Annotated in this window: 10 protein-coding genes and 1 pseudogene; 1 reads left to right on the top strand and 10 read right to left on the bottom strand. The window is 43.5% G+C overall.

Features of this window, described 5'->3' with window-relative positions; all coding sequences use genetic code 11:
* Positions 1-131: 131 nt before the first annotated feature.
* From BMZ66_RS26375 to BMZ66_RS24450, 10 genes and pseudogenes are all read right to left on the bottom strand, one after another.
* Entirely contained in the window at positions 132-725 is a 594-nt protein-coding gene (locus BMZ66_RS26375) for an acyltransferase (RefSeq protein ID WP_092679020.1), read from the bottom strand.
* A 1-nt stretch (position 726) separates the two neighbouring features.
* Positions 727-1,866, bottom strand: a complete 1,140-nt coding sequence (locus tag BMZ66_RS24485; RefSeq protein WP_092679019.1) for a glycosyltransferase family protein — start codon at positions 1,864-1,866, stop codon at positions 727-729.
* A gap of 3 nt (positions 1,867-1,869) precedes the next feature.
* Positions 1,870-2,031 (bottom strand): annotated as a pseudogene (locus BMZ66_RS26570) (DapH/DapD/GlmU-related protein); the annotation flags it as partial.
* Positions 2,032-2,547: 516 nt separating this feature from the next.
* Entirely contained in the window at positions 2,548-3,285 is a 738-nt protein-coding gene (locus BMZ66_RS24475; protein WP_143080450.1) for a hypothetical protein, read from the bottom strand.
* 302 nt (positions 3,286-3,587) lie between these two features.
* Positions 3,588-4,511, bottom strand: coding sequence for an alpha-mannosyltransferase (locus BMZ66_RS24470; protein ID WP_143080449.1), 924 nt, complete (start codon positions 4,509-4,511; stop codon positions 3,588-3,590).
* Positions 4,512-4,523: 12 nt separating this feature from the next.
* On the bottom strand, positions 4,524-5,447 hold the full coding sequence (locus tag BMZ66_RS25400; RefSeq protein WP_143080448.1) for a hypothetical protein: 924 nt from the start codon (positions 5,445-5,447) through the stop codon (positions 4,524-4,526).
* A gap of 47 nt (positions 5,448-5,494) precedes the next feature.
* Positions 5,495-6,286 (bottom strand): glycosyltransferase family 2 protein, encoded by a 792-nt coding sequence (locus BMZ66_RS24465; RefSeq protein WP_092679016.1) that lies wholly within the window; start codon positions 6,284-6,286, stop codon positions 5,495-5,497.
* A gap of 85 nt (positions 6,287-6,371) precedes the next feature.
* Positions 6,372-7,664, bottom strand: a complete 1,293-nt coding sequence (locus tag BMZ66_RS24460; RefSeq protein WP_092679015.1) for a lipopolysaccharide biosynthesis protein — start codon at positions 7,662-7,664, stop codon at positions 6,372-6,374.
* 81 nt (positions 7,665-7,745) lie between these two features.
* Positions 7,746-10,097 (bottom strand): GumC family protein, encoded by a 2,352-nt coding sequence (locus BMZ66_RS24455; RefSeq protein WP_092679014.1) that lies wholly within the window; start codon positions 10,095-10,097, stop codon positions 7,746-7,748.
* Positions 10,098-10,157: 60 nt separating this feature from the next.
* Positions 10,158-10,934, bottom strand: coding sequence for a polysaccharide biosynthesis/export family protein (locus BMZ66_RS24450; protein WP_092679013.1), 777 nt, complete (start codon positions 10,932-10,934; stop codon positions 10,158-10,160).
* Between the two features lie 1,113 nt (positions 10,935-12,047).
* Between BMZ66_RS24450 and BMZ66_RS24445 the strand changes: the two genes are divergently transcribed.
* Positions 12,048-12,598: site-specific integrase (locus tag BMZ66_RS24445; RefSeq protein ID WP_177204911.1), on the top strand; the 551-nt coding region annotated here is incomplete at its 3' end.

Genomic DNA, 12,598 nt, shown 5'->3' with positions numbered 1-12,598 from the left:
ACATACACTTGGTATAAAGACATTTATGTTAGGCAATTAAAAACTTGCTGCTGGTATGTTCTATGCCCGTGCACCATGCTTGCTTGACACGCCTATTTGAATACACAATTGTATCCAATAGAGTTATACTATTAGCCAGTTATCCAAGCTCTATTTGCTGCTAAAAATTCGCAAGGATTGTAATTAAATGTGATGTCTCTAGTTTTTCTTATTGGCTTTGCGGGATTTCCAACCACGATTTCTCCTTCCGCGACCGATTTGCTTACAACGGCTCCAGCACCTACGACACAGCCCCGCCCTAGGTGTACGCCAGGAAGTATAACTGCATTAGTGCCGATCCATACGTAGTCTTCAATTACAATCGCAGCGCTTATTGACCTCCATAATGGATCCATAACATCGTGTGATCCAGTTAAGATATTTACGCCATCATTAATACAAACGCATTCCCCTATTTTCACTGAACAGTGCAAGGCCAAAGTAACTTTTCCTATAGAAGAAAAAGCTCCTATAATCAATTTTTTTTTATTTCCCTGCACTATTGCTTGCCCTATTTCAGCCGTTTCATGAATTTTCGCACCTTGCTGAGTGAGTTTCACTCGCGCGCGATTACGCCTCACCAGTTCGGCGAAAGAAAAGATGCGTTTCCCCCAAGCCCAGTAAAATTTTTTTGAAGCTATAGAAAAGGTGGCTCTATGCTTCCATAAATAACGAAGGCTTGCCATGCTAAATATTTTTTAGTAATGCATTAACTAATTGAGAAGCAATAACGGACACATTATGAATGCTGTTTGGATTAACTCTTTTAAAAAGATAATCACTAAAGTTACCTTCCTCGTATATTTTTACTCCTTTAGGAAGGGTCAATGTGTCGATTCCTCTGGGGAACCAAGGTGGAGCCACGCAAAGTATAGGCAGTTCGTGCTCCTGCATCGCTGCTGCAGTACCACTCTTTCCGATTAGCCAAGCCGGCGTTGTAACAATACCCAACGAAGCATTCAGCAATACATGCGAAATTTGGTTAGGTGTCTGTTCACCTAATATTTCTATCGGTAAACCAACCTCTTGCCAACTAGCTGCCCAATGGTCCTGTTCGCTCCCACAGCGTCCGACCAGTGTTAGAGTAATCGAGACGGTATGTTGTTGGGCGTAGCGCGCGGCATCACGAGCGAATTGCGTCACCGGCGCTCCTGGATGAATGGTGCCGAAAAGAACTAAGCGAATGGTAGCTTCTGTTGACACGTTAGAATCAAACTGTTGGGCGATTGCCCTTTTCGGGCGATTACTGGGGACCGCAATATTTGAGAAAAGCGGTAAGTAATGGCTACAAAAGCCAACTTTAGCCAATTGAGCTTGGTAAAGCAACGTTTGAGTGTGAATAATTTTTGGCCCGATGCACGCTATGAGAGACTTGATCAACTGGCGCTGTACCATTCCCCATAGGATGTGCTTCCTTGAGGCAGCTACGTCCATTCCTACCCACAGTTCATGCAACATTAAATGCCAAGCTCGCCCTTTGCCCAAGCGAGCCAGTTGCCTAGGCAAACCGAATGGTAGGCCTTTAGAATGAAACGAGAAGGGTACGAACTGCAAACTCAACCAATCGGGGTCGAACTCGACTATCCATTGCCGAGCTCGCTTATATCGTCGGTTTGACGACCAAGTAGCGGGCAGCCGCAGGATAGGAAAGGTGCTTCCCGCGACTTGCTGATTATGCAAATTTTCCTGTGTTGCGTGTTGGTCTTTTAAGGCTATGGCTGTTACTTCGAGACCTTGATGTAGCAGTTCCGCCGCCAGTCGTTGCACATAATCGCCTACACCATCCCGGCCAGGTTCGAGGGAGCCGCATAGAAACGCGATTTTCATGAGTTAAGTACGTTGGCCAATTTTACGCGCAGGCACTCCAGCCCAGATTTCATACGGAAGAATGGATTTTGTGACGACCGCCCCCGCCGCTACTACGGCTCCGTCTCCGATCGTAACACCCTTCAATACTACTACGTCACACCCTAGCCACACGTCGTTCCCAATGGTAATGGCTTGTTCGCGACCAAGTTGGTTGCGCATGCAAGTGCCTAGATGAATGCCATGGTCGTGGTCTACAAACCGGCACCCTGACGCAATGAGGGCATCATCGCCAATGGTAAGGGTTTTGGTAATGTTAAACTCGCACCCGGAGCCGATGAAGACGCGATTCGCAATGCGGATAGAAGGACCAGCCTGCCAAAGACCATCGAACTTAAAATATATACTCTGTTCCAACGTGCAGTAATCCCCAATGGCTATTTGGTGCGGCCACGTAATATAAACCTTTGGCAAGATCGTCCCGCGGCCAATCTGCATGCCCAACCGAACGTACCAGAATTTGCGCACCGCTCCTTGCATCCAATTCCAATAGCGAAACCGCATCACAAATATGCCTTGTTGTAAAAAGTAGCTCATTATTATGCTTGTAGGAAAACCAATGATACAGATAGCAGTAGTAGCTTTCCTAAGCTCACCTATCCCCATAATTAACAGATACCTGCCCGTCTTTACTTCCGGCTGTTATTTTCGGCTGTAAAACCGCCCAATCAAAGCAGCCACTTGTATAGCCAACTGGCGCCGCCGAACTAAGCCGTTTGGTTGTGACAAGATGGGCCCATTAGCAGACTGCCAGTAGTCTCTGTCGGCCAGTCGGGGCAAGCGGCCAGAAATAGCTTGCATTAAGGGCTTTGTGAGCCAAGGCTTTGAGTATCCGAGTGCATGCGACATAAGCCGCGCTCCCGCTTTAAAGGCCATGCCTTCTTGGCCTATCAGGCTAGTTGTACCCTCCCAAGCCTCTACTGTGGCATTAAGCGCGTCTTGATCGGTTTTCCCAAAAGGGGCGAGCGGCAAGCTTTCAGGGCCTTTAAAAGCTGATCGATTCAGTCCCCCTATAGCAGGGGCCATTGCTTCCTGTAAGGATTGCCACAGCATTAAGAAACTTTTATCTTCTTCCCGTACTCCTACGAATCCGCCATTTACATACATAGCTTCTTTAAAGCGGAGTGCAAACCCCTTAGTTGCGAAATACCGACGCCAGGCAGTCCGGACGGGATGATGCTTAGTAAGGGGAGAGTTGACATCCTCGCACAACGTTACACCACACCCAACCCACTCCTCAAAGAGCGACCATGGAACAGTTACAATGATGTCAGGGTCGAAGTAAAACAATGCATTTGAGGTGCTCATCTGCTGCCACACTCGCAGCATAAAGTCCGGTTTGTAATTAGTAAGGTGGTAATCCGTGTCGAGTGGAAGCAAGTGTAGTTGCAATTCGGCAGCGACCGCCAGTGTGCTTCCCCCTGGCCAGTTTAGTGAGGGATTTTCTTGAGCAGGGGCCGTCCAAGCTGGTAAACTACCTCGATAGCCTGCGTAAACGGCCCCACGATATCCTTGGGAATAAAGGGAATTAGTCAAAGCGGCTACGCCGTAGTGATAATGGCCCTCAAACAGAGTACATATACTTGAAATCATACAGTATCATCTACTTCGTGAGTAGTCTAACAAAACTATGCAATCCAGCTCATATACCTTAGAGCACTTCCGCTTGTGATGAATTAAAGTCACTTCATTCTTCTCTTAAAGTACCTCTTCACCTTGGCATACTGATTGTTAAATGATTCTTGCCCGGATAAATACCCGGACAAAAACTTTGAGCCTACAAAAGTTATTTTCCTTAGTCTTGCATTGTCGCTATCGACTGAGAAGAGTAAATCTTGAATGGCTAAATTTCCCTTTGGGGTGCTACCAGAATAATGTAGGTGACTGATCTTAGAGCCATTATTCTGAATTGCTTGAATTAATTGAAGTGAATTCTTATAATCCCCGGCCCAAGAGCTAAGCCAATAATGAGGAGGCTTGCAAAGATTTAAATTGTTCCATTTCCCTAATATTGCCGCTACATGGAGTAGTGATTGGTCATGCTTTTTAGGTATATGTGGATATTTCTTAAACCAGGCAACCGCCTCATTGATATCATCTACCATTTTTGCGTTGCGCTTTACAGCTATATGCCCAGCAGTAATTGCAGATTCTAACACCGAATCTCCAAACATAGCTTGGAGTAAATCTGGCCTATCGTAGTTAAATGCTCCTTTAGTAATATACTCTTCATCGGCGTGAACCAAATCAAAGTTAGTCAGGTGTTCAAACAGGATTTCCCAATTGCAGAGAGCTACAATATCATTATCAGCGTAAATAAATTCATCCCAATCTGAGAACCAACCTAAAAACCGGTAGAGGAAACCTAAAGGGCAATCGGTCAAAACACTCCTCATATTCGCAATAAAAGTTTTTGCTTCGTCAGGAAAATGCTCATAACGCAAAAACTCGACTTGGCTCAGAATGTAAGAAGAACTAACCGCTTCACCGCCAAAATGGATCAACCGTACTGGTAACGTACAGCCACTCGCCCTTATCGAATAAAGAAGATTTTCACACATGTCCTGGCTTCTTTTATTAGCCACTAGATAAATACCTCTTTTCATTTAGTATTATAACTAAGTAAGTGAAAGATGCCACTTCCAATCTCGCTGCCACATTTTATGGCGTACAGGTCCTGTATAATGCCTGACAGCCATACCTTCCCTTGTATAACGATACGAAAAATCAAACTGGTCTGCCGAATCTAAAACAAATATTCTGGGGTCTAAAGGCATAAATCTATTGAAAGTCAATAGTATATGGACAACAGTTTGCTCGCTAAAATAGTGGTAGTTTGGGCCCAATGCACTAAGGAAGGATAGGCCTTCTACATAGCTATCAAGCTCCTTATTAATCAAGAACAATCCGCTGTTTACTTGGTAATGTTGAGGAGATGTTTTCTCAATATAACGAGGATCCAAATTTCCCCACTCGCTGTCCGGTAAAAACCAGCCGTTGTAATTTTCTTTAATTAAATTTAATAAACAACAAGACTTATTGTAAAACAACACATCTGAATCAAGAAAGAAAGTAGGTTTTTGTATTGATGTATTCAAATAATAAAATAGTTTTTTCCCTAATGGTAATGCATTGGCATAATTAATAAAATCCTTTTTATAAGGAAGCAAGGATTTTTTTATATTGTGCTGGATATAAGATTCATCAAATCGTATATTCTCAACTTTTAGAAAATCAAAAGATGATTCTATAAGTTCAATTTCCTGACTAGTGTGCGTACCATCTGAATACACTATCCAAGCGATGGGCGTCCCAACATACTTAATGAAAGATAATATAGAGAGAACCTGTTCACCAAAATCGTGAGTTGAAGAGAAGCTAACGACTCTAGCCTCGATTAACACTTCATTTTTTATGCTGACGCTTAAAATTGATAAATTTTTTCCTGCATTAATAAACTTGACAAAGTCGCGTTTATTTCGCGCGCCAGTTTTTGATGCCAATGCTTTTGTTAAAGTGCCTTGGCCTTTGATTTTATTCATGTTGTATATAATAATAAATTTAGCAAAATGGTAGTAAACTTAAATTTTTACTGGTATCTCTTTATCAATTTTTTTATACTTTTTTTAGCAAAGGGCCATGCTAAAGAAATTTTATGCTTCAAAGTTTTTTGCTGCCAAGAATCGAATTTGACGTAATCAGGTACGAATGCTGCAAAATCCTGATTTAGAATTTGTTCAATTTCCTGATTCATTGCATGAAAATTCTCCGGAATGGATGTCAAACCAGTGGCATCACAAATGCTGATAAAAAATGGCAAATGCCTATAGGAAGCATTATACTTACAAATTGCAAGAATAAAGAACTTCCAATCAGAGCTATAATTTAAATGCTCGTCATACATGCCAACAACATTATGCAGACGCTTCTTTATAAAGGCTGCTTGGTGACTTAATGTCCCACTTCTTAAAAAGCCAAAGGTTAGTGTATCAGGAAAACAACTTTTGTCAAATATTTTACCATTCACGGCTCTATACACGTCTCCTGCGAGTATATCTTCATTGTAGGTGTTCAAAGAAAATACTTGCTCTAACACTGTATTGTTGCATAATGAATCGCCCGCATTAAGCATCAACAAATAGTCACCTTCCGCAACACGTATTCCTTTGTTCATAGCATTGTAAATACCGGCATCGGGTTCACTTACCCAGTAGGCTAATTTTCCTTCGTTCTGTCTTATCACTTCTAAACTCCCATCAGTAGAGCCCCCGTCGATTACAATGTACTCAAAATCAGTCCATGTTTGTTCAAAAACAGAATGTAGAGTCTTGGTTAAATCAGCCGCATTGTTGTAATTTATGGTAATCACGGATAACTTCATAATAAAGCTGATTTTGTAAAAGTTAAGGGCAAGACAAGAAACAGATTAGCAAGAATTATGAGAAAACCCTTGAAATCCAGTAAATCTACTCAGGTTCCTTATTTATGGAGATGACGCCATAAATAAACTCAAATAGATAAGCTATTATAGTGAGAGCGACGGTAAAATGCAGCATCCCAATCAATGTTGATATGTTGAAGAATGTAATACTTAGCACAGTTGAGCCAAAATTTAGGGCTATCAAAAAGTAAGGCCTCATAAACCAACCTCGGCTTAACATCAATTGCGAACATACTCCAGCCACTAAGCCTACACAGTTAATCACGCCTACCAAAAGCAATTCATGATTCAAGCCGTAATAGTTTTTGCCTAATATTCCGAGAATTTGATTCGAAAGCAGACCTATTGAGATAATAAAAAAGAAACCTATTATTACTGCCCCTGCTTGAGCTAACAGGAATCGTTTCATTAAACTTTTCCTGTTAGCTGCCATTCTTGAGAACCTTGGTACCACTAGGGTTGAGAATAGAGCAGCAAATAAGCTAAAGGCTATAGACAACCTTCCTAATCCGCCGATTTGTGCGATACTAGCAGTGGTGCCAAAGAAGGAAATAAGCCAAATTGATAGCTGGCCGGATATAGAATGGTAGATGACGATTGGCAATGTTCGTTTTACGCCCCGTCCTACTGCCTTCCGGACCGCTGGGTCCGGAGCGCTATTTTTATTGGCGAAGCGCTGCGATAGTCCTCTTAATTTGTAGTTGCCATAAATGCGAGGTATACCGTTCGCAATCAAGGCCACAAATGTGTAAGGAAAAGCAAAAAGGAATAGCCCCGTGAGCGCTAAACGTCCTACTCCAACTTCAACTTGGTTTTTTTGTAGCGGCTTTATATCCTGATGCAACCTAGGAATTATTTCGAGAACTGAATCTGAAAGTGCCGCAAAAAATGTTATTACAATAGCTGCTATTATCAAAACCAGCGTTAGCCAGCTTGCTCCATGCTTGAAAAGAAGATAAGCTAATATTGGCAAAGACACAGCTAGGCTTAATATGCCAAATTTCTTTCGCATGTCCAAGCCGGTTGCTAACACCTGCCCCAGTTTATCTTTATCCTGCCAGACCTTCCCGCTTTCTGCCATTACTCCATTAGTAATTCCGCTATCTGCTAGGATAACCATCGTACCTAGCATAGTATTAGCTAGAGTGAATAAAGCATACTCCTGAGTAGATAATAATCTGACTGATAAAATTCCACAAGCAAATCCTATCACTTGGATTACTATCTGTGCTCCACCCGTAATGCTAATGAGCTTGCTCCATTCAAGTGCTCTCGCGTAATTAGCATTATTAATAATACGCTGGAAGAGCACCTTCATAAAATTATAAACATAAATCAGCCTAGCAGAGCAGGGTCATTATTCTAACGAATCAATTGCTCTAGGATAAATATAAACGTGTTAAGTGCTATAATTTGTAGGTTTCTTTCTTTTTTTACTCTTAGAGTCAATTTGATAGCCATAGCCATAGCCATAACCATAATTACTTCCATTTTTAGCTTTAGCATCATTCAACACAATCATAGGGCGTGTTAAAGTTTTGTTTTTATAGCAATTATTTACAATTGATAATTGCTCTTTTTTGGTGTAATCATAGCGAACTATGTATACGGTCAGGTCTACGTAGTGAGCTAACGTTAATGCATCAGCCACCAACCCTACAGGTGGTGAATCCATTATGATACAATCAAAGTTTACTTTAAGCTCTTCAATGAAATGCGCGAACTTAGGGCTCAACATCAGCTCGGCCGGATTTGGTGGCACTGACCCCGCACCTGCTATAAATAATCCCGGGACCTTGTCTGAAGAAGTAATTATATCCGAAACTAGAATTTTGTTAGATGTAAGATAATCCGCTATACCTGGCTTTTCCGCCAACTCCAACTGCTCTGCCACCTTAGGCATCCGCATATCTAAATCGAGCAGTAGTACTCGTTTACCTGTTGCGGCATAACTGGATCCTATATTGATACTAAAGAATGTTTTGCCTTCCCCGCTCATGCTAGAAGTCACCAGCAAGACAATATTTTCCTTCCCTGCCACAGCAAAGTGCAGGTTTGTGCGGACCAACCGGAACATTTCGGCGATAGGGCTACGGCTTTGTGTAGTAACGACTAGGGTTTCGTTTTCGTCGTTGTGCGCAATCTCACCAAGAATTGGTACCGAGACTGTGCTAGTAATGTCTTGCTGAGTCCGCACTTTATTATTTAGTAGGCCGCTGAGATAAATGCCCCCCATAGGCAAACCTAATCCCAATAGCACAGCCATCAAATAAATTGTTTGCTTATTAGGGCTTATTGGGTAATCACCACCCTTTGCAAAATCAAGAACTCTGGCAGCAGATGCGGTGGCTGCTAGCGACAAAGCCGTTTCCTCTCTTTTTTGCAGCAGGTACATATAAATGTTCTGCTTAATGGCCTGCGATCGGTTTATCTCTTGAAGCTCTCGCTCCAGCGCTGGAGCCCGTTGAACCTTGGACTGGAACTGCCTTGAACTGGCTTTCAGGTTATTGACCGAGATGCGCAAGCCATTTTTTATGTTGCGCAGAGTCTCCAGGATATTAACTCGCAGATCCGCAAGCTGTTCATTGGTATTTTGAATGAGAACACTGGTTGGTTGCATGGTACGGAGCATTCTTTGCCGCTCTAGCTCCACTTCATTAAACCTCCCTATCAGCTTCGCAAGCGTTTCATCCTTAATACCAAGTGAGTTGGGAACTATAGAATTGTTATTATTTTTTAAATAGTTTTCCAGGGATTCTAATACTTCACTTTGTGTTGCCCACTCAGCTATCTGGCTATCATAATTGGTAGCTTGTTCGGCATAGCTGGTAGCTTGAGCAGCGATATCTGTTAAACTATTTGTGCTTTTATAACTCGCGACTCCCTTCTCAACTGTCGATAGCTCTGTCGTTACAAATTTTAGGCGTTCGTCTAAAAACTTCAGTGCACTAGTGCCGAGTTGCTTTTTATCATCAATCGCTTCATCATTATAAACTTGCATTAATTTGTCTACAATATTTTTAGCTCTTTCCGGCATGGGATCGATTAAACTTATGTTCAGAACGTTAGTTGTTTTGCCAACCGGCTTAATATTAATAGCTTGACTATAGTGATTAGCAACTTGGTATATATCCTGAAAATAAACAATAATTTTAGTTCCAACATTGTATTGACCTCCTGCAGTGATTACGGTAAAAGAACCAAAAGCCTTGTGTATTTTCTGCCCAAACCTGTGGGAAGTAGTAATTCCTTTGTAATCTTCCAAATCAAAGAAATTGTTTTTTTTTAAATGAATTATAATAGATTTACCAGTCATGGTAGAATCTAATCCGTTCCTCACTATACGAAAAGGTAAGGCTTCACCATATATCTCTCTATCGGTTATTCGTTCCTCTACATAGTAACGGGTGACCAAGTCCAGCTCTCTAATTACTCTTTCCATTAAGCCTTTGGACTTTAAAACTTCTATCTCATTATCCACGTTTCGCGTAGCTTTGAATGTATTTAAGTCACTCAACGCATCAGCATTAGACAAACTTTGACCACTTTTATCGTCTTTAATTAACATAGTGCCCGATACAATGTATTGGGGCACTGCATAGTAGCGCAAGTAAAAAAACGCAACGGAAATACTCAAAACGGCTCCGAGCAGGAACAGGTACCAGTATCGGGTATACTGTAGTACAATGTTTTTCAAATCACCCGCTTTCGCCTGGCTCAAATCGGATGAAAACAATTCTTGACTATCCATAAGTAATTTTGCAAAGGACGTTGTACGAGATGCCAGCTACGTCACAGCGTAAATCTATTTCTAACGAAGAAAAATTACTAATATACTTGCAAGCGATATTCCAGCGCCTAGCAACTGCAAATAAAAGCTACTCGGATTACCTTGAAGCTTTTTCATCTTAATTGGCTCTACGTACACAATATCATTCTGCTGCAAATAATAATAGGGGGAATTCAATACCGCTTTATCATTTAAATTCGCCCTCATTGTACTTCTTACCCCATTTTTTTCCCTGATAATCAACACATTATCTCGTTTGCCTAAGGCCGTAATGTCACCGGCTTGCGCTAGGGCCTCTACTAGATTGATTCGCTCGGTAGGAACGATAAGGGTAGAGGGACGCCCTACCTCCCCAATGACTGTAATTTTGAAGTTCAGAAACCGTATATTAACGATTGGATTCTTAACGTGATTCTGGATTCCGGCTGTCATCTTAGCCGTTGCTTGCTCCTTGGTCAAACCGCCGAGACTCACACTGCCCAAAACCGGAAAGTTTATGGCGCCTTTTTCATTAACCAGATACCCCTCGCCGGATTTGCCGACTGCACTCCCTGCAACTCCTACTCCTCCCACTGACTGAATTACTCCGCTATTGAATAAAACATTGGCTTCCGCATTCAAGCTACTAACCGAAATGCTTAAGAGATCATCTGGCTGAATTATGGGATCTATCTTGTTCGCGATCTCTGTCGTAGTTTCCGCCGTGTCATGTGAATTGCTAAAATAAGTTATATTTCTAGCTGGGCCACAAGCGCTTGCAAACAAAAGCCCGAGAAGGCATACAATTCTATTAGTCATTATTTCTTCCCTGTGCTTAACTGGCTTAAATGAGTGGGTGCTGCTTTAGAAAAAAAAGATTTGTGAGATAACTTTTTCAAGCAAAAGAATGCTCGAAAATTTACTGATCATTAAAAGCAGACGGTAAGTAAGCTATTGATAATGTCACTTTCAAAATAACTATACATTTGCTAAATTCATTTCCAGTAAAAGTAGTCATATCTTACCGTCCGCTAATATAAGGGATATATAGTTAGATGATTGCTGCTTTCCATTGCTGTCCCATTTGTAAGGCATTGATAGACAAGTTGTTGAATAGAATTGCATAAGTGCATCTCCATTGCCCAGCAATTCTGTGCCCGTTTTCAGATTAGCCTTGCCGCTAGTAAGTGTTGAGGCAACATGCTTGACTTAGTGCCTAAGACAAGTCAGCCCGTGTTGAGCTGTACTAAAGCGGAAGTAATAATCGCAGCCTGGAAGAGCGGCATCCAACATGAGGTATTAGCTTGCAAAGTTAAAGGACAAATCTTAGGTGATCTACAAAGTGTTGTGGACCTGTGAGCGAATTAGCAGGTATCGATATTCCTCGCTGCGCTTATTGGCTTTTGTGGCTTATGCTCGCCAAAGGCACTAGCCTTGATTTGGTCCAGGTTCTTAATACCGTCTAGGCCTGGTGGTCATAAGCAAGTTAATGATGCTCAATAAGAAGGCAAAAGTCGTCAAGCCGTCATAGTCAAAATGACCGGCCAAAGCGCATAGCTGGGACCTCTTTGTCCGCTTCAGTGCCAGCCGCTATTTCTCGCGAGGGATTTGCACAGAACTGAATAGACAACTCAAGAGTTCGTCTTGCGCGACGCGGCTCCCGTCGCGCAACTATAGGTCAACCCTGTGCGGCCGCGCGATAACCGGGCTGATAACGCAAGTGATTCTCTTCTCAGACACAGTATGCTGAATGCTACTTCTGCGTAGTTAGTGGTACTTTATCAGCAAAATAGTACAAAACTATTCGTTACTGTTCTAAAAAGTGATTACCCCTGATAAGGTTTACTTATCGAGGGTAATTTCAACGTACTTTTGGGCTGTTCACCCGGTCTTACTTTTTCCGACGGCCCGCCGTCAACCGTCCCGCCCGCTATGGAAACCCTGCCGCTCGTTCCCGACTCCGCCGCCGTCGGGGCCGCGCGCCACATCGACGAGTACGCCGCGGCCGGGGCACGCTACGTCACCACCGGCCAGCAGGGCGCGGCCAACACGCAACGTGCCTACGCCGGCGACTGGCGGCGCTTCACGGCCTGGTGCCGCGAGCACGGCCGCGACGCCTTGCCGGCCGACGTGCTCACCGTGGCCGCCTTCGTCACGGCGCTGGCCGAAGCGGGCAAAAAGGTGGCCACCATCCAGCGCCACTGCGCGGCGCTGAGCAAGGCCCACCAGCTGGCCGGGCTGCCCACGCCCACCGACGACCGGCAGCTCAAGACTTTGCTCGAGGGCATCAGCCGCGAGAAAGGCGTGCGCCAAAAGCAGGCCCCGGCCTTCACGCTCGCCTACTTCAAGCGCGTGCTGCAAGGCATCGATGTTGAGCGCCTCGACGGGGTGCGCGACCGGGCCCTGCTGCTGCTCGGCCTGGCCGGGGCGTTTCGCCGCGACGAGCTGGCCAGCCTCGACCTGGCCCACCTGCGCTTCGACGA

Origin of the sequence: Hymenobacter arizonensis (assembly GCF_900115775.1) — a bacterium.
GTDB classification, from domain to species: Bacteria; Bacteroidota; Bacteroidia; order Cytophagales; family Hymenobacteraceae; genus Hymenobacter; species Hymenobacter arizonensis.
Note: the sequence above shows the minus strand (reverse complement) of the source record. Positions and strands in the feature narration are given on the sequence as shown.

Excerpts from the sequence above, each read along its gene's own strand:
- BMZ66_RS24460 (WP_092679015.1), bottom strand. The coding sequence starts at position 7,664 with ATGAAGGTGCTCTTCCAGCGTATTATTAATAATGCTAATTACGCGAGA.
- BMZ66_RS24450 (WP_092679013.1), bottom strand. The coding sequence starts at position 10,934 with ATGACTAATAGAATTGTATGCCTTCTCGGGCTTTTGTTTGCAAGCGCT.
- BMZ66_RS26375 (WP_092679020.1), bottom strand. The coding sequence starts at position 725 with ATGGCAAGCCTTCGTTATTTATGGAAGCATAGAGCCACCTTTTCTATA.
- BMZ66_RS25400 (WP_143080448.1), bottom strand. The coding sequence starts at position 5,447 with ATGAATAAAATCAAAGGCCAAGGCACTTTAACAAAAGCATTGGCATCA.
- BMZ66_RS24485 (WP_092679019.1), bottom strand. The coding sequence starts at position 1,866 with ATGAAAATCGCGTTTCTATGCGGCTCCCTCGAACCTGGCCGGGATGGT.
- BMZ66_RS24470 (WP_143080449.1), bottom strand. The coding sequence starts at position 4,511 with ATGAAAAGAGGTATTTATCTAGTGGCTAATAAAAGAAGCCAGGACATG.
- BMZ66_RS24455 (WP_092679014.1), bottom strand. The coding sequence starts at position 10,097 with ATGGATAGTCAAGAATTGTTTTCATCCGATTTGAGCCAGGCGAAAGCG.
- BMZ66_RS24465 (WP_092679016.1), bottom strand. The coding sequence starts at position 6,286 with ATGAAGTTATCCGTGATTACCATAAATTACAACAATGCGGCTGATTTA.